The following is a 22,613-nucleotide window of genomic DNA, read 5'->3' on the forward strand; positions in this document are numbered from 1 at the left end:
GGCGATCGGGGGTGTTTCGGCCACCGGTCACCACCCCGACGCGGTGTAGGTGACGGCCGTCAAGGCCTCGTCGCCCCACGCCAGCTCGCGCAGCAGGCTCAACGTGCCTTCTTCGGGGTCGATCAGTTCGATCCCGCGCCGGGCGTAGTCCCGCATCAGCTCGGGGGTGACCATCCCGTTGTTGATCCCGGTGGGCGCCCACGGTCCCCAGTGGACGGTGAGCCCGCGCCGTCCGTACACGGTGGACCATCGGTGGCCGAGCGCCTCCAGCGCGTCGTTCGCGGCCGCGTAGTCGGACTGCCCCCGGTTGCCGAGTGTCGCCGCGACACTGCCGAACAGGACGGCGAACTTCGGTGCTTCCGGCAGTTCACCCGCCGCCGCGAGCAGGGTGCTCGCCCCTTCGACCTTGGTGGCGAAGACGCGGTCGAACGACGCCGGGTCCTTCTCCGCGATCAGCTTGTCCTCGATGACGCCCGCCGCGTAGACGATGCCGTCGATCCGGCCGTGCTCGGCGTGGATCTCCTTGACCGCGCGGTGCACGGCCTCCGCGTCGAGCATGTCCACCGAGTGGTAGCGCACGGGGCTGCCGAGGCCGGTGATCCGCCGCACTGTCCCGCGGACCTCGCGTTCGGCCTCGATGAGCCGGATGGTCCGCTCGATCTCGGCCGGTTTGCTCAGCCCGCTTTCGATGAGGGCCGCGCGCAGCCCGGCCGTCGTCGTCGCGGTGGCGATCTCCGGTTCCTCGCCCCCGGCGGGCACGGCGGTGCGGCCGAACAGCTCGATCCGGCAGCGCGACGCCGAGGCCAGCGTGGTGGCCAGCCGGGCGGCGATACCCTTCCCGCCGCCCACCAGGAGGACGACCGAATCCCGGTCCAGGCCCAGCGCTTCGGCTTCGGCGGTCCCGTCGCCCGCCGGACCGGCACCCGTGCTGCCGAGCAGGCCGAGGCCCGCCTCGGTCATCCTCAGCCCGCGCCGCGCGCCGTCACGGCGGACGACGACCGGTTCCCAGTCCCCGGCGGACAGTTCCGCGAGCAGCGTCTCCACCTGTTCGTCCACAGTGGACTCCGGATGCTGCTCGACGACGCGGGCGACCGTGTCCGGGTACTCCCTGGCCACCGTGCGGAAGAAGCCGCGGGCACCGTCGGCGGGGCCGTTCGCGATGAGCCAGCGTGGCCCGCCCGCCAGGACGGCCTGGTACAGCGGGAAATCGTCAGGGAAGGCCGGGGACAGATGGAACACGCCGTCCGCGCCGTGCCGCGGCACACCTTGGACCAGCTCGGTTTCGGCGCCGTACCCGGCGAGCCGGGCGACGAGCATCTCGGCGACCTGCCCCTCCCCGACAACGGCGAAGCGGAGCCCGGCGAGTTCCTCGTCCGCGGGGACGGCGTCGGCGAGGTCGAATTCCCGCATCAGATAGCGTTTCGGCGCCACCACGACGGCGCCGGTCTCCTCGGCGGGCGGCGCGGCTTCGCTTCCGCCGCCGGTGATCAGGTCCGCCAGCGCGGCGGCGGTCCTGGCCTTGGCCAGTTCCTCGGGATCGCCGCCGGTGATGCCCAGCCGGGCCGCCAGTTCCCCGGCGATCTCGGCGCGTTTGATCGAATCGACGCTCAGATCCGCTTCCAGGTCCAGATCGGGCTCGATCATGTCGGCCGGGTAGCCGGTCCGCTCCCCGATCACCTCGACGACGACGTCGAACACCGAACGTTCGGGAGCGGCCTCGACGCGCACCGGCTCGGCTTCGGGCACCGGCTCGGGCACCGCGGGCAGGACGACGGGCGCGGGCGGGCGGACGCCGGGGTCCGTGCCGAAGTAGCCGAGCAGGACGTCCCGTTGCGCGGCGATCATCTCGCGGCTGGTCCGGAGGAACTCGGAGATGAGCGCCTCACCGCCGTCGGGGCCGGGCCGGGATGTCACGATCGCCTCCGTGGGGATTCGCTGGGCTGGATGCAGGGCGGCGGCGGGGATCTCCCCGTCGGCGGTGCGGACGAGCTGGCCGTCGACGGTCCAGCCCGCCTTCTCCGGCGGCCGCGCGGACAGCGCGTCCGTGCACGCGCGGCCGGTGAACAACCTTCCGGTGCGGACGTCCACGCCCGCGACCGCGAGCCTGGCCAAGGCGGCGAGGAAACCGGGGATCCCGGTGCGGCGCCCGGCCTCGAACGTGACCGTCCGATGTGGACGTCCGTCGAGCACGGCGCCGACGAGCCGGGCGAGGACGGATCCCGGTCCCGCTTCCACGAAGATCCGGGCCCCCGCCTCGTACATGGCTTCGATCTGGTCCGCGAACCGCACCGGTGCGCCGATCTGCGCGGCCAGCCCGGCGCGGATCCCGTCCGGGTCCGCCGGGTAGGTCGCGGCGGTCCGGTTGGCCCACACCGGGATCTCCGGTCCGGTGACCGGGACGCCGTCGAGCACGCGGGCGAACTCCGCCTCCGCCGGGGCGACGAGCGGGCTGTGGAACGCACAGGCGACCGGCAGGGTCTTCACACCGATCCCGCGGCCCCGCAACCGCTCCACCGCCAGGCCGACGTCGGCGGTCGGTCCGGAGATCACCGTCTGCTTCGGCGAATTCCGGTTGGCGGTGACGACGGTGTCGGCCAACCCCTCGGCCACGAGCGCGGCGGTGACGGCGGCGGCGCTCGCCGCGACGGCCGCCATCGTTCCCGTGTCGCCGGTGCCGGTCGCGCCGAGGATCGCCGCCGCCCGCGCGCGGCTGCATTCGAGCAGCGAGGCCGAACTCAGCGCTCCGGCGGCGGTCAGCGCGACGAGCTCGCCGTAGCTGTGGCCCGCGACCATCGCGGGCCGGACCCCGGCTTTCCCCAGCAGATGGTGCGCGGCGAGCCCCACGATCCCGAGCGCGGGTTGCGCGGCACGGGTGTCGGTCAGCCGGGCGCGCCGCTCCTCGCGTCCGGCCTCGTCGAAGGCGGCGGACGGGAACAGGACGTCGACGATGCTCCCGGCGTGCGCGAGATAGCGCCGGAGTTCGGGGAACGCGACGAACAGCTCCGCGAACATTCCCGGCCGCTGGCTGCCCTGTCCGGGAAAGAGAAACGCGATCTCGCCCACCGGTTCGCCGTCGGCGGTGAAGATGCCCGCGTTCTCGTCGCGCTCACCCGCGATGGCCCGGCGGAGCAGGACGGCCAGTTCGTCCACAGTGGACGCCAGGATGGCGAATCTGATCCGGCCACCTCGTGTCTCCGCACGGCGGGACGCGGCCAGGGCCAGGTCGCGCAGCCGCCAGCCCTGTCCGGTGGCGGACAGCAGCTCCTCGGCGTCCTTGTCGTCCTTGCCCGCGAACAGGAAGAGTTCCGCGGGCCACTCGTCGAGCGTCTTGACGGGCGGGACGGCGCCTTCGTGAGAGGTGAGGACGACGTGGAAGTTGGTGCCGCCGAAGCCGAACGCGCTCACCCCGGCGACCCGCTCGTCCTCGGCCCACGGCCGGGCTTCGGTGTGGAACGCGAAGGGGCTGGTCTCCGGGTCCCACGCGGGGTTCGGCTTCGTCAGATGCAGCGTCGGCGGTTTGACGGCGGTGTGCAGCGCGAGGCTCGCCTTGATCAGCCCGGCCAGTCCGGCGGCGCATTTCGTGTGCCCGATCTGGGATTTCACCGAACCGAGCACGCACCGGCCGGGTTCGGCGCCCGCCTCGGTGAACACCTTGGTGAGCGTGGCGAGTTCGGTGCGATCGCCGACGACGGTGCCGGTGCCGTGTGCTTCGACGAGCCCGACCCGTGACGGCGAGATCCCGGCGTTGCGATAAGCCCTGGTCAGCGCGTTGTGCTGGCCTTCCGGCCGCGGCGCGGTGAGCCCGAGCGCCCGCCCGTCGCTGGCGCTGCCGACGCCTTTGATGACGGCGTAGACCCGGTCGCCGTCGCGTTCGGCGTCCGCCAGCCGTTTCAGGACGACGCACGCGACGCCCTCGCCCAGCGCGATCCCGTCGGCGTCGCTGTCGAAGGTGGCCGAGCGCCCGGACGGGGAGAGCGCGTGCACCGAGGAGAACAGCAGGTAGTCGTTGATGCCGTTGTGCAGATCGGCGCCGCCGCACAGCACGAGGTCGCTGGTGCCGGTGACGAGTTCCTTGCAGGCGACGTCGACGGCGGTCAGCGAAGACGCGCACGCCGCGTCGACCGTGTAGTTCGCGCCGCCGAGGTCGAGCCGGTTCGCGACCCGGCCTGCGATGACGTTGGCGAGCACGCCGGGGAACGAGTCCTCGGTCAGGCGCGGCAGCTGACGGTCGAGGTCTGCCGGGAGTTCGCCGAGGTAGGACGGGAGCACGGTCCGCAGGGTCATCGCGTTGGACAGGTCGCTCCCGGCTTCCGCACCGAAGACCACCGACGTGCGGGACCGGTCGAAGGCGCGTTCGGCGTATCCGGCGTCGGCGAGCGCCCTCCGCGACACTTCCAGCGCCAGCAGCTGGACCGGTTCGATACTGGCGAGCGACGCGGGCGGGATACCGTGGTCGAGCGGGTCGAACGGGATCTCCGGCAGGAAGCCGCCCCAGCGCGACGGCGTCTTCTCGCCGTCGCCGTCGGGCGCGTAGTAGAGCGCCGGGTCCCAGCGCCGGGCGGGGACCTCGGTGACCGAGTCCACTCCGGACAGGATGTTCGACCAGAAGGACGGCAGATCCCCGGCCTGCGGGAAGACACCGGCCATGCCCACGATGGCGATGTCGAGCGGTTCCGGGGCGGGCTCGTCGTCGCGGGGGCTCAGCAGCTCGGCCGCGCGGGTTTCGAGGAACGCCCGCGCTCCCGTGCCGACGGCCTCGTGCAGCCGGCCGATCGTCGTGACCTCGGACCGCAGGACGGCGACGTCTCCAGCCATGAACATGCCTTCGGCGAGCTGCCGGTCTTCACCGACCGGGCCGATCGTGTCCCCGACCCGCTCGATTCCCTTGCTGGCCAGCCGAAGCCGTCCGACGTTGAGCTTCTCCAGCCGCTCCCACGCCTCGCGGTCCGGCACCTCCTGGTCCTTCAGCGCGCTTTTGAGCTCCGCGTATCCGGTCGTGAAGGCCGAACGCACACATCGCGTCGCGTGTCCCGGCGCGGTCTCCAGCAGGTCGGTGCGGGTGGCCTCGACAACCTGGCGCTGGAACAACGGCAGGACGGCGCCCGCGCGGACGGCCTCCTCGGTGAACAGGTACGCCGTGCCCATCAGCAGGCCGACGGTCGCGCCGAGCCGGGTCAGCGGCGCCGCGGCGGCGGTGACCATCGCGGCCGACCGCTCGTCGTGCACTCCACCGGCGAAGAACACCTCGACGTCACCGCCGTATTCGAGAAGGACGCCGATCTGGGCTTCCCACAACGGAAAACTCGCCCTCGGGCCGACGTGCCCACCGCATTCGGAGCCTTCGAAGACGAATTTGCGCGCACCCGCTTCGAGGAACTGGCGCAGCAATCCCGGCGAAGGGACGTGCAGGAAGGTCGAGATGCCGACGTCCTCCAGCGCCTTGGCCTGCGCCGGGCGGCCACCGGCGATGATCGCGTGGCTCGGCCGGATCTCGCGGATCACTTCGAGTTGCGCGGCACGGACGTCCTCGGCGGCGAACCCGAGGACCCCGACGCCCCAAGGCGTGTCACCCAGCGCCGCCTTGGTCTTTCCGAGCATCTCGCGGGTCTGCGCGGGCCCGGACAACGCCAGCGCCAGGAACGGCAGCGCTCCCCCGGCGGCGACGGCCTCGGCGAACTCGGGCTGATCGCTGACCCTGGTCATCGGGCCCTGCGCAAGCGGCAACGCGCCCGCGGAAGCGGTGAGGCCTTCGGCGATCGACGCGCGAATGCCCTGGATCGCGGCCGGGAGCGTTCCCCAGGTGTCGCGGAAACGCTGAGGCAGGAACGCGTCCTGCCCCGCTTCCAGCGCTCGATGGCGCCGGAGCACCCGCACCCCGTCGTCCACAATGGTCTCCGAGCCGTCGAGGCCCTCCAGCGCCAGTGTGATGTCCGAGGCGAGTTCCGCTTCGGGGAGCAGCGCGAACGCCGTGTCGAGCACGACACCGGCGGCGCCACCGGCCACGGCGGCGGCCGCCGTGTGCTCGCCGATCCCGCCGTGGGCCCAGACCGGGATTTCGATCGCGGGATCGGCCAGCAGCTGCTGCAGGAACACGAACGTGCCGAGTTCGCCGACCCGGCCGCCCGACTCGTGGCCGCGGGCGATCAAGCCGTCCGCACCGGCGGCGACGGCTTCGACCGCCTCATCCCGGCTGGTGACCTCCACGAGAACCCGGCGCCCTTTGAAGTCCACAGTGGACACCGAAGTGCCCGCGGCGAGAAGAATCGTGTGCACCGCCGGGGGAAGCTCGGCCTCCCCCGCGACACGGACGGCGAAACCTGTTCCGAGCCACTCCCCCGCCAGGTCGAGCTCCTCGCGGGCAGCCCGGTTTCCGCTGGTCAGGTCGAGGACGCCGAGCGCACCGGCCCGTGTCGCCGCCGCTGCGAACCGCGCGGAAGGCACCCCGAAAGGATGCACCGCGATGAGCAGATCCGCCGTACCGGTCAACATCGAGGCAGCGGCGCTACGAAGCGACTTACCCACGGGAAGCCTCCGAGCACACGGAAGAGTGATTTGGTTACCGGGCGTACTTAAACGCAGGCGGGGCTTCACGTCAATACTCGACAGTAGGGTTTCCGGTCACAGGAACCGGATGGCGGTACGCCGACCTGCGAAACGCGGGGATCGTCGCGGAAAATTAGCGTTCCGGATACACGGGCGACACTGGGCACGCCAAGTTTTCCCGCAGTACCAGGGAAGTACCGTCAACGACCAGGTGTCCCAACGGCCGATACGCCATCCGGCCTGTTACCCGGAGTTCACCGCCCCGCTTTCGCCAGTACCACCGGAAATAGTGGTCCGCGCCCATTCCGGGGAATTGCGACCGATTCGCCCTGTCGTCGGTATCCATGCCGCCGGGACTTTCGGTATCACGCGTGATTAACGACCCGTTCACAGAAGAACGTGAAAGGACTCACCGGGATTTCGCATTCCGGACCGCGATGGCCAGCAGCGCCGCGGCAGGCCCGGCGAGCCGTCGCCCGGCGGGCCACACCGCGCGCAGTTCCCTGCCGAAGTCGACGCCCTCGACGGCGACCGGGACGAGCCTGCTGTCGGCGACGTCCCGGACGATGGCGAGTTCACTGATCACCGCCGGACCGGCGCCCGCGATCACGGCGTTGCAGACGGCGGAGGCCGAACCCAGTTCCAGCAACGGTTTCGCCGGTCCGACGCCGGCCTTGCGCAGCGCGGTGTCCACGGTCTCCCTGGTCCCGGAACCCGGTTCGCGGACCACCAGCGGCGTGATCGCCAGCTCGGCCGCGGTCACGGGCCGCCGCTTGCGCGCCCACGGATGACTTCCCGGCACGACGAGGACCAGGTGATCGGTGGCCACCCGTTTCGACGAGAGGCCGGGCAGTGAGCCGGGCGACTCGACGAACCCGAGGTCGACCTTGCCCTCCCGCGCCAGCTCGGCCGCCTGATCGGAGTTGGTGACCTCCAAGCCGAGGTACAGACCGGGATCGCTCCTTTTGAGCTCGCCGATCCAGCCCGGCACCAGGTACTCGGCCAGTGTCATGCTCGCGGCGACCCGCAGCTGCGCCTCGTGCTGCGTGCGCAGCGCCTCGGCGCCGTCGAGCAGACCGTCCAGTTCGGAAAGCACGCGCCGCGCCCAGCCCGCGATCACCTGGCCGTCGGGGGTGAGCGCGGAGCCCCGCCGCGTACGGTCGACCAGCACCAGCCCGAGCCGTCGCTCGACTGTGGACAGTCGTTTGCTCGCCGACGGCTGCGCGATCCCGAGCCTGGTCGCGGCCTGCCCGATACTGCCGAGCTCGTCCACGAGCACCAGCAGGCGCAGGGAGTCCAGATCGGGTGTGGTCATAGCCCAAGTGTATGACCTACCCCGCGTGTTCCCGGCTACCGAGGTCGGCTCGTCCGGACGAGGCTCGAACCATGAGCACCACGCACGCGAGGCCGACGAAGCCCTACTTGACCGCCCTGGCCGTCACCGGCGCCGGAGTGGCCGCCGCGTATCTGGTCGGCACCGCGTTCCCGGTCGTCAGCGCGCTCACCATCGCCGTCGTGCTCGGCATCCTCACCGGCTCGCTGCCCTCGTTGTCGGAAGAGACCCGGAAGGCGATCTCCGGGGTCACGAAGAAGCTGCTTCGCGCCGGTGTCGTGCTGCTGGGGCTGCAGCTTTCCCTCCCGTCGGTCCTGGCGCTGGGGCCGGGGACGCTGCTCGCCGTCGTGCTCACGGTCGGCGTCACGTTCCTCGGCACGATCGGACTCGGCAGGCTGCTCGGCGTGCCGCGCGGCCTGGCGATGCTGGTCGCGACCGGGTTCTCGATCTGCGGCGCGTCCGCCATCGCCGCCATGGAAGGCGTCGTCAAACGCGAGGACTCCGACGTCGCGACCGCGGTCGCGCTGGTCACCTTCTACGGCGGGCTCGCCATCGCGGCCGTCCCGCTGATCGGCGGCTGGCTGCACCTGGACGCGGTCCGGATCGGCGAATGGGCCGGGCTCTCCGTGCACGAAGTCGCGCAGGTCGTCGCCGCGGCCACCCCCGCGGGCAGCGCCGCCATCGCGGTCGCCATCGTGATCAAGCTCAGCCGGGTGGTCCTGCTGGCCCCGATGGTCGCCGCGGTCGGCGTGGCCGAACGCCACCGTCCCGCCGACGGGAAGCGGCCGCCGCTGGTCCCGCTGTTCGTCCTCGGTTTCCTGGCGATGGCCGCCGTGCGCAGCACCGGGATCGTGCCGGGCGCCGCGCTCGACGTCGCCAAGATCGCCTGCACGCTGCTGCTGGCCGGGGCCCTGTTCGGGCTGGGCTGCGCGGTCCGGATCGGGAACCTCGTCCGCACCGGGGGCCGCGCCCTGCTGCTCGGCCTGCTCTCCACCCTGCTGGTCGGGACCACCGCGCTGGTCACGCTGTCCGTGCTCGGCTGAGGACCGCCACCGCGGCCAGGGCGACCGCCCCGCCGGCGACCATCGCGGCCGGGACGGAGACCGCGTCGACGACGAACCCGCCGAGCAGCGCGCCCGCCGAAAGGGTCGCCTGGAACGACGAGGTGAACAGCACCGAGGCCGCTTCGGGTGCCTGCGGTGCCGCCCTCGCGAACCACGTTCCCGAACAGACCGGCACGGCTCCGTAGGCGAAACCCCAGATCACCAGCAACGCGAGCGCGCCCGCTTTCGAGTCGCCGAGAAACGGCAACGCGCAGGTCGCGGCGCCGATCAACCCGGCGGCGGCGCGGAAGGTCAGCCGGAGATCGCGGGCGATCGCCGCACCGGCGACGAAGTTGCCCGCGATCCCGGCGGTGCCGTAGACCAGCAGGAAGACGGTGATCAGCTCCGGGCTCGCCCGCGTCACCTGGAGCAGGAGCGGCGTGACGTAGGTGTAGGTCCCGAAATGGGCGAGGACGACCAGCGCCGTGACGAGCAGGCCCAGCCGGGTCGCCCGCCCGCGGATCGTCTCGCGCAGGACGCCGAGCCGGATCGCGTCCCTTGAAGGCAACGGGGGTAGCGCCCACGCCAGCGCGGCGAGCACGCCGATCGTGAAGACAGCCAGTGCCGCGAAGGCCGCCCGCCAGCCGAACAGTTCGCCGACGAACGTCCCGGCAGGCACCCCCAGCACGGAACCGAGCGGTACGGCGGAGAAGATCACCGCGGTCGCCCGGCCCGCGCGGCCGGGGCCGACGAGCCGCGCGGCGAGCCCTGAGCCGATCGCCCAGAACGCGCCGATCACCAGTCCGACCAGGACTCGCGAGCCGAGCACCACCCAGTAGGCCTGCGCGGTCGCCGCGAGGACGTCGGCCAGCGCCAGCACCAGCATCAGCGCGCACAGCAGGATCCGGCGGTCGAGCCGCCCGGCGGCGACGGTGACGGCCGGGGCGGCGAGCGCGGCGACGAAGCCGGGCAGGGTCATGGTCAGGCCCGCCGTCCCCGGCGTGATCCGGAAGTCCCCGCCGATCGGGGTCAGGAGGCCGATCGGCAGGATCTCCGTGGTGACGAGGGAGAAGATCCCCAGTGTCACCGCGAGGACGGCGAGCCATCCCTTCAGCGGGGTCCGGGCGGAGGTGTCGAGGGTCGAGGCGGTCATATGCCCCAGCCCATCACCGCGCGGACACCGCGGTCTGGCGGATTCGCGACGTTGATCTAGCTCTTGGACCGCTGGGTCACCACGATGCAGGCGACGACGATCAGCGCGGTCACCGGTGCGGCGGCCGGGAGGTGCTCACCGAGCAGCAGGACCGCCCAGACCAGGGTGAGCAGCGGCTGGGCCAGTTGCAGCTGGCTCGCCCGCGTGACCCCGATCTCGGCCATTCCCCGGTACCAGGCGAAGAAGCCGCCGAACTGCGAGATGAGCGCGACGTAGAGCAGGCCGGCGATCCCCTCGCCGGTGACGTGCAGCGGCTCGGTCACCAGCCCGAAGACGGTGAACGCGACGGTGACCGGCAGCGCGAGGACCAGCGCCCAGCCGATCACGTGCCAGCCGGACATCTCCCTGGCCAGCCTGCCGCCCTCGGCGTACCCGAACGCGCACAGCACGAGCGCGCCGAACAGGAACAGGTCCGCCGTGGACAGTCCACCGCCGCTCTGGCCGACGGTGAACACGACCACCGCGCTCGCCCCGACCGGCGGCGGGGAGCCAGAACCGGCGGGACGGGCGATGCCCGGTGAGCCTCGACGAGACGACGGCGGTGGCCATCGGCAGCAGCCCGATCACCACCGCGGAATGCGCCGTCGACGACGTCTTCAGCGCGAGCGTGGTCAGGATCGGGAACGCGAGGACGCAGCCGAGGGCGACCACGGCCAGGCCGCGCCACTGGTCGCGCCTCGGCAGCGGGACACGGAAGGCGCGAAGACAGGCACCGGCGACCAGCGCGGCCAGGACGCTTCGCAGCCCGGTGGCGGTCCAAGGATCGAAGCCCTTGAGCGACCACACGGTGGCGGGGAACGTGAACGAGAAGGCGAGGACGCCCAGCGCCGCCAGCATGGTCCCGGAGCGGACCGCTACTGCCCGATCCGCGATAGCGCTATCATCCAGTCTCATGTCCGATGGTAGCAGCGTCAGCAGCCTGGTCACCCAACTGAGGTCCGCGCTTGAGCGCTATCCAATCGATGGAAAGCTCCCGTCCAGCCGGGAACTCGTCCGGCAGCTGAAGGTGAGCCCGGTGACGGTGTCGCGCGCCATCGCCGCCCTCGCCGCCGAAGGCCTGGTGATCACCCGCCCCGGAGCCGGCGTCTTCCGTGCCCCGCCGCCCCGCGAGGTCGTGGTGACCGGCGACGTTTCGTGGCAGGAGGTGGCGCTGAGTTCGCAGTCCGGCCCCCGCGCGATCGACGCGACCGGCGTGCTCACCGCGCTGAGCGATCCGCCGTCGGGCGTCATCGACCTCAACGGCGGCTACACGCATCCGAGCCTCCAGCCGGAACGCGAACTCGCGGCGGCGTCGGCCCGCGCCGGACGCCGTCCCGGCGCGTGGACGCGGCCGCCGATCTGCGGCCTGCCCGAACTGCGGGCCTGGTTCGCCCGCGACATCGGCAGCCCGGTGAACGTCGAGAACGTGCTGGTCACCTCGGGCGGGCAGAGCGCGCTGACCACGGCGTTGCGCGCGCTCGGCGCCCCCGGCGCGCCGGTGCTGGTGGAATCCCCGACGTATCCGGGGATGCTGGCCATCGCCCGCGCCTCGGGGCTGCGGCCGGTCCCGGTGCCGATCGACCGCGACGGCGTCCGGACCGGCCTGCTCGCGGACGCCTTCCGCGAAACCGGGGCCCGGTTGTTCGTCTGCCAGCCCGCGTTCCAGAACCCGACCGGCGCGGTGCTGTGCGCCGAGCGCCGGGCCGAGGTCCTGCGCATCGCCCGTGACGCGGGCGCTTTCGTCATCGAGGACGATTTCGCGCGGCTGATGGCGCATCCCGGCAGCCCCGCGCCCCCGCCGCCGCTTGTCGCCGACGACCCCGACGGTGTCGTGGTGCACATCCGGTCGCTCACGAAACCGGCGTCACCGAGCCTGCGGATCAGCGCGCTGGCCGCCCGCGGCCCGGCGCTGGAACGATTGCGCGGGCTCCACGCCGTCGAGAGCTTCTTCGTCCCGCGGCCTCTGCAGGAAACCGCGCTGGAGCTGGTGTCCTCCCCGGCCTGGGCACGACACCTGCGGACTCTCGCCGCCTCGCTGCGGGAACGCCGCGACGTCGCCGTCTCGGCACTGCGGGAGTTCCTGTCCTCCTGGGCCGCCGTCCCCGTCCCGACCGGTGGCTACCACCTGTGGCAACCGCTCCCCGGATTCGCCGACGAAACGGCGTTGACCAGCGCCGCTTTCCGGGCCGGAGTAGCGGTCACGCCCGGCAGGCTCTACTTCGCGGCCGAGGCGCCGGGCCCCTATCTGCGGCTGAGCTACGTCAGCGCCGCGACGGGCGCGCAGCTTCGGGACGGCATCCGGCGCCTTTCCCAGGCGTACCAAGAGATCCCCAGTTAACCCCCGGCGCGCTTTGCTCGTACCATCGCGCACGGAGGCGACGAAAAGGAATGACTCGGCCCGCGGCGGAGCCGCAAGATTCACCCGGCAGGCTCTGGGAGCTGCTCGACGACGGCCAGCGCAAGGCGCTGCGCGCCGCGGCCGAGCTGCGCCGGTACCCGGCGGGCACGGTGATCATCCGCGAGGGCGACCGGTCGGACTGGGTGCTGGTCCTCATGACCGGGCGGGTCAAGATCACGTCGGTGTCCACCGGCGGCTACGACGCCGTGCTGGCCGTCCGCGATCCTGGCGACATCATCGGCGAGATGGCATCGATGGACGGCAGCCTGCGCTCGGCGACCGCGATCGCCGTCGAGCCGGTCACCGGGCTGTGGCTGTCCGCGCGGGCGTTCAACTCCGTGCTGCGCGAACAGCCCGGAATCTCCGTGGTCCTGCTCCGGATCATCACCTCGCGGCTGCGTTACGCCAACTCGCGCCGCACCGAGTTCGGGGACAGTACCGCCGCCGAACGCATCGCCGCGATCCTGGTCGACCTCGCCGAACGCTATGGCGTGCCGGTCCCCGACGGCACCCTGATCGCGCTGCGGATCAGCCAGCGCGACCTGGCCGGACTCGCGTCCGCGTCACGGGAAGCCGTCGCGCGGACCCTGCGGACCCTGCGCTCCGACGGGCTGCTCAGCACCGGTCGACAACGGCTGGTCGTGCGGAGCCTGCGCGATCTCAAACAGCTCGCGCCCGACGAGCACTGAGCCGCCACGGCAGCCCGAAGTGCCGCTCCACGCGGGCTCCGGTGGCGGAGAACAGTTTCCGCACGCGCGGCTCGTTCTCCGGGTCGAAGTCCGGCGTGGTCTCGATCAGCGTCGCGAGTTCGCGGGTGAGCCTGGCCGCGGCCGCCCTCGGGACCAGCAGGACACGCACCGGCGCGAGACTGCGCACGGCCGGAGGCGGCGCGACGAGGTCGATCCGGGCACGGACCAGGCCGGTCAGCCTGGCCAGCCAGAGGACGGCACCCGCCGCCGTCCAGACCAGGAGTTCCGCCAGGAGGAACGGCGACAGGAGCAACGCCAGCCCGGCCGTCTGCGTGACGGCGAACACCAGCATCAGCAGGTCTTCGAAGCCCAGGCGTTTCCCGGCGGCGGACCGGCCGCGGTGCCGGGTGAACGACACTTCCCGGTAGCGTTCGCTTTCGGTGACGATGGCGATCGGGCGGACCCGGCGCAGCCACGGCGCGAACCGGCGCACGATCAGCCACTCGCCGCCATCGGCATCGGTCACCCGCATCGCATTTCCCCTTCACCGCTGAGCGGATCCTGACACAGACCTCCGACGAAGCAGGGTCCGGTGCCGTTCCACCCGCGCGCCGAACCGGGTGAGTGCCTCGCGCACGACCGGATCACCGGGATCGAACATCACCCGGTCGCGGAACAGGCCGCGCAATTCGGCGGCCAGCGGGTCAGCGAGTTCCCGGTGGACCTTGAGGATCGCCAGCGAGACAAGACCGGTCCCGTCCTTGTTCCAGCCGGCGACGTCGACCCGCTCCGGCGCGTTCCGGAACCACCGGACGGCCTGCGCGACGGACCCCGCGATGCCCTGGCACAGCAGCTCCAGCAGCCGAAACGGCACCAGCACCAGCCCGAGGAGCAGGTAGCACAGGAACTCTACGGCCGCCTCCAGGAAGAGCAGCACGCCCAACAGCCCGAGAGCCACCTTCTCCACGGGGCCGCCCAGTGGGGTGTCCTTGGGCTCGTTGGGCAAGTCCTTGAGATACAGCGTCCAGTCCGCGGTGATCTTGTAGTGCCGGTAGCCGCCTCTGAGCAGCGCGAACGGCTGAACCCACCGACGCCACGGCGCGAACCGGCGAATGATCTCCCACTTACGCCCGTCGGAATCGATCACCTTCATCGGATCTCCCCCTTCTCCCCGCCGCGCCGTGGCCGGCTGAAGAAACTTTGACAGGGAACGGCCTCTCGTTCTGCGTCACCTGACACAGAACGCGAAGCCGGGTTGTACGCGCCTTGTACGACCTGAATGGACTCTGGTTTCCCGTCACCCGGAACCCAGCCAGGACGGAGCAATTCCCGTGAAGATCTCTCGCGTCGCACAGGGCCTGTTCGCGGCCCTCGTCGCCCTCGCGGCGGTCGGCGCCTCCCCGGTCACCTCGCTCGCCGCGCCCGCCGCGACCGCCGCCGTTGGGAACACGGTGGTGTACAGAGAGAAAACAGAAGGTTACGACTGCTTCAGAATCCCCGCCGTCGTCAAGGCGAACAACGGCGAACTGCTCGCGTTCGCCGAAGGCCGCAACGGCGGCGCCAGCTTCTGCAACGACAGCGGCGATATCGATCTCGTCGTCAAGCGGTCGGCGGACAACGGCAAGACCTGGAGTGCCCCGAAGATCGTCATCGAAGGTTTCGGTGACACCAAAGGAAATCCGACGCCGATCGTGATCCCCTCAACTGGGCGGATCGTGCTGCTGTCGGTGATGGAATGCGTCAAGAACCCCGACTGCAACCGGATTCCGCGCGTCTCGATCAGCGACGACCACGGCAAGACCTGGACCGCGCCGAAGGTGCTCACCACTCAACTCGGGTTCGACGCCGCGCCGGGCTGGCTCGCGACCGGTCCATCACACGGCATCGTGCTGACGCGCGGCGCGCACGCCGGCCGCATCGTCGCCGGCATGAGCTACACCGACGACGACAAGAACAGCGGCGCGCTCATCTACAGCGACGACCAGGGTGTCACCTGGAAGCGCGGCGCCACCGAAACCCTGGCGAAGTCGGCCACGCTGAACCCGCAGGAGATCAGCGTCACCGAACTGCTCGACGGCCGGATCTACACGGCGGCACGCAACCAGGCCAACAACGGCAACAAATGCCTCAGCGGCGGTGCGAAGAACCGCGCCTACGCCATCAGTTCCGACGGCGGGGCGAGCTTCTCCACCAAGTTCACCTTCGAGGAGGACTTGATCACCCCGGTGGTGCAGGCGTCCACCGCGCGGATGACCGCGACCGACAAGGCGGGCAAGTACAACCGGATCCTGTTCGCCGCGCCGTCGGTCTGCGACCGCCGCAAGGAACTCGTCGTCCGGTCCTCGTTCGACGAGGGCGCGAACTGGCAGGGCAACTCCGCCGGAACGCTGGTGTGGAGCGGCGACGCCGCGTACTCCGACATGGTCCAGCTGTCCTCGGGTTCGGTCGGTGTGCTGTACGAAGCGGGCCCGGCGGGGAACGCGAACGAGACCATCCGCTTTTCGACCGTCACCGAAACGACCCTCGGCGCCCCGGTGTGCGGCGGCGGCTACGGCGTGATCGACTCGGCCCCGCTCGGGACCGCGGGCACGGTTTACCTGTCCTACAACGCTTCCAACGGGCAGAACTGTGTCAGCACGATGAAGAACGCGTCCGCGGGCACCGCGACCGCGACCTCGGCCTATCTGGAGGTCGCCGGGTCTTCCCGGAAGACCGATTCCGGGTCGTTCTCGTGGTTCGCCGGACCGGTGCGGGCGGCCGCGGCGGACAAATGCGTGAAGTGGGGAGGTTCCGCGGACGGGACGAAGTACGACAGCCCCTCGGAACACTGCGGCTGAGTCCTGGGGTCGTGATGGCCCAGTAGTCCGTGAAGGGCTCTTTGAGGGACTCTGAGTCCCTCAAAGAGTCCTTCACGGACTTCCGACCAGGGGTGCCCCAGGGCCGCGAGTCACTTCGGCGGGCGCAGCCTCGGCGAAAGTTTCGTGAGCTCCAGTTTTTCGAGCTGACCCGAAATCTCCGCGAGCCCGGCATCGAGGCGGTCCAGATCCGCACCCCGGCCCGCAAGATCGTCTCGGACGTGCTTCTCGACCTTCGCCCAGTCGTTGCGGTACTTCGTGGCGAGTTCCTTCCACGGCACGCCCGCCAGCTCCCCGGCGAGGCCGCTGTCGTAGGCGATCACCCCGCGCTCCAGCAAATACGCGATGCCGGGGTAGCCGAGGTAGCCCTGCCAGTAGGACCCGTTGTCGTTGGCCGTGATCGACCCCGCGGCCGGATCGTGGCGGACGTCGTAGGTCTTGGCCTTGTCCGACGACGCGACGCGCGCCGTGTCACCGTCGATCTCGACCCGCCCGTCGGCCACCGCGCCGAGCGCCTCGTAGATCTTGATGACCGGCGACGGTTTCCATTCTCGGGCCACTCAGCCCTCCAGCCGTTCGAGCAGGACGACGTCCACGGTGTCGCCCTCCCCCTTGCCGATCGCCTTGCGCACCTCGGCCTTCACCGGGAGCTTGTGGGTGCCGTCGCCCAGCGCCATGAACGAACTCCGGAACGGATGTCCGTCGATGGTCCCGCGCACCTTCACCAGCCCCTTGGTGCCGAAGAACTCGGCGGAGCCGGGCATGACCACGTACGTCCAGCCGCCCTTCTCCGGGCTCTTGAGCAGCGTCGATGTGAACTTCTTGTTCATGACAGCACCTTACGACAGGGCACCGACGAAACCGGTACGTCAAAGTGCGACACGGATGCGGACGCGGCGGCCGACGTCGCGCGCCCAGGCCCGGATCGACGGCCAGTCACGGAAGTCGCCCGCCCAGGGGCCCATGGCCATGATCTTCCAGAGCAGACCGCGAGCGGTGGCCGGGGTGAGCCTGCCGCCGAAGGTGGCCGTGCGCTCGGCGTCGATCCTCGCGGCCAGCAGGGCCACCCCCGCGGGCAGGCTGACCCGTTTGCTCGCGGAGAACGGCCCGCAGGGCCCGCTGTGGAACAGCCAGACCGGGCGGTTCCGGAGCGCCTCCTCGTGCTCGGCGAGCAGGCGCACCGCCTCCGGGCGCCATCGACGGTGGTGCAGCGCGCTCCCCACGATCACCGCGCCGTACGATTCGACGTCCTCGACCTCGGCGGCGTCGAGCAGATCGGCCGTCAGACCGCTTTCCCGCAGCTCGGCGACGATCACCTCGGCGATCTCCTTTGTCCCGCCGGACCGGCCGGCGTGGGCGACGAGCACTGCGGTCATGCCTCCATTGTCCGCGCGGCCGCAACCCATGCCACCGTCCGGTCTACCGACACGCCGCATTCGGCTCACCTCTTCACCCGTCTGTGGCCTACCCCGGAGGCAGGAACGCCGGTCTCGCGGCCGGATCGGGTTCGTCGTAATAACGGTGGAACACCGCCGTCTGCCCACCGGACAACGGCGGGACGATCCAGCTCCACTCCGCCTGGCAACGACGGCCCGCGCGTTCTTCCTTGGCGATGTGCGTGAGGAACCGCCGCGATTCGGTGTGGTGATCGGCGACGGTCACGCCCGCCGCGTCGAAGGAGTGCTGGACAGCCAGCGTCAGCTCGACCAGCGTGCGGTCACGCCACAGGGTGCGCTCCGATTTCGTCGACAGCCCCATCAGATCCGCGATCACCGGCAACAGGTCGTACCGGTCGGCGTCGGCCAGGTTGCGCGCGCCGACCTCGGTGGCGAGGTACCAGCCGTTGAACGGCGCCGCGGGGTAGGTGACGCCGCCGATGACCAGCCGCATGTTGCTGATCGCCGGCACCGCGTGCCAGCGCAGCCCGAGCCCGGCGAACCACCGGTGGTCGGGATGCGACAGCGGGACCTCCAGCACGGCGTCCGACGGCAGCCCGAACAGCCGCCGGTCCCCCGGTACGGCCTCGATGAGCAGCGGGAGGACGTCGAAGGAGCCTTTGCGTTCGGGTGGGCGCCAGCCGTGCTGCCGGACGGTCTCGGTGAAGTCGGCGTGGCGCGGATCGCCCAGCACCGAGCCGTCGCTGAGCCGATAGCCCGCGTACCGGATGAGCTGGTCGTTGTGGATCCTCGGACCGGGCACCGCCGGGCCGTCCGGCGCGAACACGGTGATGGTCGACCGGATCCGGCCGTCACGGGTCGCCTCACGCAAATGGGTGACGCACTCGTCGGCGATGGCTTCGGCGCCTTCGACGTCACGGCGATCCCGCACTTTCAATCCCTGCCAATACAGCCTGCCGATGCACCGGGCGGAGTTCCGCCAGGCCACTCTGGCGCCGAACTCGACCTCGGCCGGGGTGTGCCGGTACGTGCCGGTCTCGTGGATCTCGGCGCGGACCCGGTCGAGCCGCTCGTGCAGTCCCTCGGTCCCGCCTTCCGCCTCGGCGTGAAAGAGCCGGAGGAAGTCCTCCGCCTCGGCCACGTCCACGCTCCGTCCCCGCGGCCCCGCCTCCGGAGGCAGGCGAGGGATATCCGTCACCTGCATGGAGGCCGTCGATACCTCGGCCTCCCACTCTCCGAATTCGACGCCGGCACCTGCGGCGGGAACGATCACCATTCCTCCTGCGCTCGGGAATGCCCGGAGGATCATGCCTGATCGGCAGAAGGCCGGGTCCGGACCAGACAAAAGAGGATACCCCACAGAAAGACGAGCACGATCCACCAAACGGCAGAAGACCCGCCCTGGCTGACATTTCCGCAGGCAGAAAGCCCGACGGCGACAATATTTGAAATTGAATACCACTTCGCATGAGATTCACGGAATTGCATTCGGCAAAATGATCACACTTACCCAAGATCACTTTTATGATCGTCATTCATCACTCTTTCGAGTGTATTCGACCGTCCGCCCTTATGCTCTTTCCCCACACCGGTGTATTGACCCGCGCCCGCCATCGCTAGAGTGCGGGGAGCTCCGGCGGAAAGGAAAATCGTGGTCGACAGGCGGATTCCGGTCATCCTGGTCGCGGGCTTCCTCGGCTCCGGCAAGACCACGCTGCTCAACCATCTCCTCGCCAACCGCCAGGGCGCGCGGATCGGTGTCGTGGTCAACGACTTCGGGAGCATCGCGGTCGACGCGATGGCCGTCTCCGGCCAGGTCGACACCATGATGTCGTTCGGCAACGGCTGCCTGTGCTGCGCCGTCGACGCGAGCGGCCTCGACGCCATGCTCGCCAAGCTTTCCGAGGCCGAGGCCGGCATCGACGTCATCGTGATCGAAGCCAGCGGGCTCGCCGAACCGCGGGACCTCATGCGCCTGATGATCGCCAGCGAGAACCCCGCCATCGCCTACGGCGGCCTCGTCGAACTCGTCGACGCGGCCGAGTTCGAGGCGACCAGGAAGCGGCATCCGGAACTGGACGAGCACCTCGGGTTCGCCGACCTGGTCGTGCTCAACAAGACCGACCGGGCCGACGAGGACACGCTGGCCAAGCTGCGCGGCACGATCGACGAGCTCGCGCCCGGCACCCCGGTGATCGCGACCTCCCACGGCCGGATCGATCCCACCCTGTTCTTCGACGCCCGCCCGCGTGAACGGGCGGGTCAAATGTCGTTCGACGACCTCCGCGAGGAGGAGCACGACCACGAGCACCACTTCCACACCGCGTACGACAGCGTCGCCTTCACCGCGGAGCGGCCGCTGGATCCGCGGCGGCTGATGGACTTCCTCGAACAACGCCCCGGCGGGCTCTACCGGATCAAGGGCTTCCTCGACTTCGGCCCGAACGGCCCGCGGTCCCGGTTCGGCCTGCACACGGTGGGCTCGTTCATCCAGCTGGAACGGTCGGCGTGGCCGTCCGGACTGCCGCGCCGGAGCGAACTCGTGCTGATCGGTTCGGGAATCGACGCCGAGGCCGTCACCGCGCGCCTCGAGGACTGCGTCGCGGACGATCCCGAGGTCGCCGACGAGCGGGGAATGCTGCGCGTCCTGCGCTTCATTCAGGACTGACACGCCGAACAGTCCCGAAATACCGGGTATCGCCGCGTGTCTCCTTGACACTGTTTCGCGGAAGGAATCTCGAGCTGGACCACCTGTATCGGGAGGACAGTTCCATGACGAACACCGCCGGACGCTGGTACCTGGTCGGCGCGCTGCCGGAGGACTCTCCCGCCGCGCATCTGATGACCCGCTCCGAAGACCTCCGTTACCGGCGTTCCGCCTGCGGGGACAAGGAATCCCGGATGTGGACGCCGGTGGACCTCACCGGCACCGACGTCGCCCCGTGCCCGCGCTGCGCCGCGACCCTGCCGGGCCACCGCTCCACCCGCAAGGCCGAGCCCGCCGTGAACACGCAACTCGCGTTCGACCTGCCGCTCTGACCCGCATCCAGAGGACTAAAAGCGAGCCTCCCGAAAGCGCCTCCTTAATCCTTCTTCGCTCTACTAGGCGCCACCCGAGGCGGCTCGTTCGGCATCTTCGGGTAGACGGGCGGCCAAGGCGCGTCCATGAGCCCGTTCGCCATGTCCTTCCGGGACATCTCCAGTAGCGGCTCGATCGACTGTGGTTTCGTGCCCGCCCAAGGGTCTCCGCGTTCGGCGAGGCGGGCGGGCACGGTGGACAACGTCAGCTTGTCCGGCTCGACGGTCTCCAGTTCGTCCCAGCCGATCGGCGTCGACACCTGCCCGCCGACGCGCGGCCGCACACACCACGCGCCGAACACCGTCTTGTGCGGCGCGTTCTGGTTGAAGTCGACGAACACCCGTGACCCGCGTTCTTCCTTCCACCACTGCGCCGTCATCTCCTCCGGGTGGCGGCGCTCGAGTTCGCGGGCGAGCGCGACAGCGGCCGCGCGGACCTCGTAGCCGTCCCATTTCGGTTCCAGCGGCACGTAGAGGTGCAGGCCGCGTGAGCCCGAAGTCTTGATCTGCGAGGTGATGCCCAGTTCATCGAGCAGTGCCTTCGTCAGGACCGCGCCGCGCCGCAATTCAGGGAACCCGATCCCCGGCGACGGATCGAGGTCGACGCGGAGCTGATCGCTGATGTCCGGCGCGGCGGCCCTGTTCGGCCATACGTGGAAACCGAGACAGCCCTGGTTCACCGCCCAGATGACGTGCGCGAGGTCCTTCGCCACGAGCGCGTCCGAGGTGGTCCCGTTCGGAGTGGACACCACCGTCGTGGTCAGCCAGCCGGGCGCGTTCTTCGGGACCCTCTTCTGGAACCACGACTTCCCGCCGGCGCCGTCGGGATAGCGCTCCAGCAACAGGGGCCTGCCGCCGAGTTGCGCCAGCAGCGGCCCCGAAACCGAGCGGTAGTACTCGACCAGGTCCAGTTTGGTCTCGCCGTTCTCCGGGAAGTAGACCTTGCCCGGATTGGACACCGTGAACTCGACGCCGTCGAGGTCCAGCGTGACCGGTTCCGACTTCATGCTTCCCCCAGCTCGGTGAACAGGGTGGCCAGCTCGGCGGGCGGGACCTCTTCGAGTTGCGCGTACGTGCACGAGGCCGGTTCACGGTCCGGCCGGAACCGCACCAGCCTGCCGCCGTGGCGGAACCGCGTGCCTTCGACGTGCTCGTAGCGGACTTCGGCGACCCATTCGACGCGGACCGGCTCCCAGCTCAGATCCTTCTGCGGCGCCCATCGGCTCCCCGCTCCCGGCATGCGGCCGCCCGCCTCCTCATGGGCCTCGGCCCACTCGCGCCAGGGATGGTTCTCCAGCGCGTTCTCCCGCAGCGGCGCGAGCTCGTCCACCAGCTCACGACGTCTCGCGGCGGTGAAACTGCTGGCCACGCCCACATGATGCAGGACGCCTTCGTCGTTGTGGAGCCCGAGCAGCAGCGACCCGACGCCGACGCCGTCCTTGTGCCACCGGAATCCGGCGACGACGCAGTCCGCGGTCCGCTGGTGCTTGACCTTCCACATCACCCGCTTGTCCTGTTCGTACGGCGCGTCCGCCGGTTTGGCCATCACGCCGTCGAAACCGGCGCCCTCGAACCTGGTGAACCAGTCCTGCGCGACCTCGGGATCCTCGGAGAGCGGGGTGAGGTGCACACGGGCGAACTTCGTGTTGATGACGCTTTCGAGCAGCTTCCGCCGCTCCCCGAACGGTTCCGGCGTCAGATCCCGGTCTTCGATGGCGAGCAGGTCGAACACCACGAAACTCGCCGGCGTCTCCGCGGCCAGTTTGTTCACCCGTGACGCCGCCGGGTGCAAGCGCAGCTGAAGCGCCTCGAAGTCGAGCCCTCCCTCGGTGACCAGCACGATCTCGCCGTCGACGACACAGCGCTCGGGCAACGCCTCCTTGAGCAGCTCGACCAGTTCGGGGAAGTACCTCGTCAGCGGCCGGTCGTTACGCGAGCCCAGCACGACCTCGTCACCGTCGCGGAAGACCACGCACCGAAAGCCGTCCCACTTCGGCTCGTAGAGCAGCCCCGGCGTGCGCGGCAGTTCGTGCACGGCCTTGGCCAGCATCGGCTTGACGGGTGGCATCACGGGCAGTTCCACGA

18 protein-coding genes and 1 pseudogene are annotated in these 22,613 nt (G+C 70.3%); 6 read left to right on the forward strand and 13 right to left on the reverse strand.

What is annotated here, in order from left to right; all coding sequences use genetic code 11:
• Positions 1-27: 27 nt before the first annotated feature.
• Both AMYAL_RS0140335 and AMYAL_RS0140340 read right to left on the reverse strand, forming a co-directional pair.
• Positions 28-6,489 (reverse strand): type I polyketide synthase, encoded by a 6,462-nt coding sequence (locus tag AMYAL_RS0140335; RefSeq protein ID WP_020636993.1) that lies wholly within the window; start codon positions 6,487-6,489, stop codon positions 28-30.
• 463 nt (positions 6,490-6,952) lie between these two features.
• A complete protein-coding gene (locus tag AMYAL_RS0140340; RefSeq protein WP_020636994.1) occupies positions 6,953-7,858 on the reverse strand; it encodes a LysR family transcriptional regulator in 906 nt (301 codons plus the stop codon).
• Positions 7,859-7,929: 71 nt separating this feature from the next.
• On the opposite strand from AMYAL_RS0140340, the gene AMYAL_RS0140345 reads away from it, so the two are divergent.
• The gene (locus AMYAL_RS0140345; RefSeq protein ID WP_020636995.1) at positions 7,930-8,919 is read left to right on the forward strand and encodes a YeiH family protein; all 990 of its coding nucleotides are present in this window, start codon (positions 7,930-7,932) and stop codon (positions 8,917-8,919) included.
• On the opposite strand, the gene AMYAL_RS0140350 is transcribed toward AMYAL_RS0140345, so the two are convergent.
• The 3 genes and pseudogenes from AMYAL_RS0140350 to AMYAL_RS50650 form a co-directional block, all read right to left on the reverse strand.
• Entirely contained in the window at positions 8,897-10,072 is a 1,176-nt protein-coding gene (locus AMYAL_RS0140350; RefSeq protein WP_020636996.1) for an MFS transporter, read from the reverse strand. The genes AMYAL_RS0140345 and AMYAL_RS0140350 overlap by 23 nt on opposite strands.
• 56 nt (positions 10,073-10,128) lie before the next feature.
• On the reverse strand, positions 10,129-10,593 hold the full coding sequence (locus tag AMYAL_RS50645) for a DMT family transporter (RefSeq protein ID WP_020636997.1): 465 nt from the start codon (positions 10,591-10,593) through the stop codon (positions 10,129-10,131).
• 85 nt (positions 10,594-10,678) lie between these two features.
• Positions 10,679-11,026: pseudogene (locus tag AMYAL_RS50650) on the reverse strand (EamA family transporter); the annotation flags it as partial.
• Between AMYAL_RS50650 and AMYAL_RS0140360 the strand changes: the two are divergent.
• Both AMYAL_RS0140360 and AMYAL_RS0140365 read left to right on the forward strand, forming a co-directional pair.
• A complete protein-coding gene (locus tag AMYAL_RS0140360) occupies positions 11,025-12,449 on the forward strand; it encodes an aminotransferase-like domain-containing protein (protein ID WP_026467841.1) in 1,425 nt (474 codons plus the stop codon). The pseudogene AMYAL_RS50650 and the gene AMYAL_RS0140360 overlap by 2 nt on opposite strands.
• Before the next feature lie 50 nt (positions 12,450-12,499).
• Positions 12,500-13,198, forward strand: a complete 699-nt coding sequence (locus tag AMYAL_RS0140365) for a Crp/Fnr family transcriptional regulator (RefSeq protein WP_020636999.1) — start codon at positions 12,500-12,502, stop codon at positions 13,196-13,198.
• Here AMYAL_RS0140365 and AMYAL_RS0140370 read toward each other — a convergent pair.
• Both AMYAL_RS0140370 and AMYAL_RS0140375 read right to left on the reverse strand, forming a co-directional pair.
• Complete coding sequence (locus AMYAL_RS0140370) at positions 13,170-13,730, reverse strand: hypothetical protein (RefSeq protein WP_020637000.1); 561 nt, start codon at positions 13,728-13,730, stop codon at positions 13,170-13,172. The two genes, AMYAL_RS0140365 and AMYAL_RS0140370, sit on opposite strands and share 29 nt — an antisense overlap.
• Positions 13,731-13,742: 12 nt before the next feature.
• Positions 13,743-14,351: a hypothetical protein gene (locus AMYAL_RS0140375; protein ID WP_020637001.1), complete on the reverse strand. Its 609-nt coding sequence runs from the start codon at positions 14,349-14,351 to the stop codon at positions 13,743-13,745.
• Positions 14,352-14,529: 178 nt separating this feature from the next.
• Between AMYAL_RS0140375 and AMYAL_RS0140380 the strand changes: the two genes are divergently transcribed.
• A complete protein-coding gene (locus AMYAL_RS0140380) occupies positions 14,530-16,035 on the forward strand; it encodes a sialidase family protein (protein WP_020637002.1) in 1,506 nt (501 codons plus the stop codon).
• 110 nt (positions 16,036-16,145) lie between these two features.
• On the opposite strand, the gene AMYAL_RS0140385 is transcribed toward AMYAL_RS0140380, so the two are convergent.
• The 4 genes from AMYAL_RS0140385 to AMYAL_RS0140400 form a co-directional block, all read right to left on the reverse strand.
• Positions 16,146-16,613, reverse strand: coding sequence for a hypothetical protein (locus tag AMYAL_RS0140385; protein ID WP_020637003.1), 468 nt, complete (start codon positions 16,611-16,613; stop codon positions 16,146-16,148).
• Positions 16,614-16,883 carry a DUF1905 domain-containing protein gene (locus AMYAL_RS0140390; RefSeq protein WP_020637004.1) on the reverse strand — a complete coding sequence of 90 codons (270 nt, stop codon included), beginning with the start codon at positions 16,881-16,883 and terminating at the stop codon, positions 16,614-16,616.
• Positions 16,884-16,922: 39 nt separating this feature from the next.
• Positions 16,923-17,429: a flavodoxin domain-containing protein gene (locus AMYAL_RS0140395; RefSeq protein WP_020637005.1), complete on the reverse strand. Its 507-nt coding sequence runs from the start codon at positions 17,427-17,429 to the stop codon at positions 16,923-16,925.
• 88 nt (positions 17,430-17,517) lie between these two features.
• A complete protein-coding gene (locus AMYAL_RS0140400; RefSeq protein ID WP_020637006.1) occupies positions 17,518-18,726 on the reverse strand; it encodes a nitric oxide synthase oxygenase in 1,209 nt (402 codons plus the stop codon).
• Between the two features lie 375 nt (positions 18,727-19,101).
• On the opposite strand from AMYAL_RS0140400, the gene AMYAL_RS0140405 reads away from it, so the two are divergent.
• Together AMYAL_RS0140405 and AMYAL_RS0140410 are read left to right on the forward strand one after the other, a co-directional pair.
• Positions 19,102-20,118, forward strand: a complete 1,017-nt coding sequence (locus AMYAL_RS0140405; protein ID WP_020637007.1) for a CobW family GTP-binding protein — start codon at positions 19,102-19,104, stop codon at positions 20,116-20,118.
• A 104-nt stretch (positions 20,119-20,222) separates the two neighbouring features.
• Positions 20,223-20,489, forward strand: a complete 267-nt coding sequence (locus AMYAL_RS0140410) for a hypothetical protein (protein ID WP_020637008.1) — start codon at positions 20,223-20,225, stop codon at positions 20,487-20,489.
• Between the two features lie 44 nt (positions 20,490-20,533).
• Here AMYAL_RS0140410 and ligD read toward each other — a convergent pair whose 3' ends face one another.
• Together ligD and AMYAL_RS0140420 are read right to left on the reverse strand one after the other, a co-directional pair.
• On the reverse strand, positions 20,534-21,535 hold the full coding sequence (gene ligD, locus AMYAL_RS0140415; RefSeq protein ID WP_020637009.1) for a non-homologous end-joining DNA ligase: 1,002 nt from the start codon (positions 21,533-21,535) through the stop codon (positions 20,534-20,536).
• Positions 21,532-22,611 carry an ATP-dependent DNA ligase gene (locus AMYAL_RS0140420; RefSeq protein WP_020637010.1) on the reverse strand — a complete coding sequence of 360 codons (1,080 nt, stop codon included), beginning with the start codon at positions 22,609-22,611 and terminating at the stop codon, positions 21,532-21,534. Before AMYAL_RS0140420 ends, ligD begins: the two co-directional genes overlap by 4 nt.
• Positions 22,612-22,613 lie beyond the last annotated feature (2 nt).

Origin of the sequence: Amycolatopsis alba DSM 44262, from assembly GCF_000384215.1 — a bacterium.
GTDB classification, from domain to species: Bacteria; Actinomycetota; Actinomycetes; order Mycobacteriales; family Pseudonocardiaceae; genus Amycolatopsis; species Amycolatopsis alba.

Bases quoted from the DNA above. Each gene is read 5' to 3' on its own strand.
- AMYAL_RS0140335 (WP_020636993.1), bottom strand. From the start codon at position 6,489: ATGTTGACCGGTACGGCGGATCTGCTCATCGCGGTGCATCCTTTCGGG.
- AMYAL_RS0140350 (WP_020636996.1), bottom strand. From the start codon at position 10,072: ATGACCGCCTCGACCCTCGACACCTCCGCCCGGACCCCGCTGAAGGGA.
- AMYAL_RS0140400 (WP_020637006.1), bottom strand. From the start codon at position 18,726: ATGGTGATCGTTCCCGCCGCAGGTGCCGGCGTCGAATTCGGAGAGTGG.
- AMYAL_RS0140390 (WP_020637004.1), bottom strand. From the start codon at position 16,883: ATGAACAAGAAGTTCACATCGACGCTGCTCAAGAGCCCGGAGAAGGGC.
- AMYAL_RS0140410 (WP_020637008.1), top strand. From the start codon at position 20,223: ATGACGAACACCGCCGGACGCTGGTACCTGGTCGGCGCGCTGCCGGAG.
- AMYAL_RS0140340 (WP_020636994.1), bottom strand. From the start codon at position 7,858: ATGACCACACCCGATCTGGACTCCCTGCGCCTGCTGGTGCTCGTGGAC.
- AMYAL_RS0140345 (WP_020636995.1), top strand. From the start codon at position 7,930: ATGAGCACCACGCACGCGAGGCCGACGAAGCCCTACTTGACCGCCCTG.
- ligD (WP_020637009.1), bottom strand. From the start codon at position 21,535: ATGAAGTCGGAACCGGTCACGCTGGACCTCGACGGCGTCGAGTTCACG.
- AMYAL_RS0140375 (WP_020637001.1), bottom strand. From the start codon at position 14,351: ATGAAGGTGATCGATTCCGACGGGCGTAAGTGGGAGATCATTCGCCGG.
- AMYAL_RS0140370 (WP_020637000.1), bottom strand. From the start codon at position 13,730: ATGCGGGTGACCGATGCCGATGGCGGCGAGTGGCTGATCGTGCGCCGG.
- AMYAL_RS0140360 (WP_026467841.1), top strand. From the start codon at position 11,025: ATGTCCGATGGTAGCAGCGTCAGCAGCCTGGTCACCCAACTGAGGTCC.
- AMYAL_RS0140395 (WP_020637005.1), bottom strand. From the start codon at position 17,429: ATGACCGCAGTGCTCGTCGCCCACGCCGGCCGGTCCGGCGGGACAAAG.
- AMYAL_RS0140365 (WP_020636999.1), top strand. From the start codon at position 12,500: ATGACTCGGCCCGCGGCGGAGCCGCAAGATTCACCCGGCAGGCTCTGG.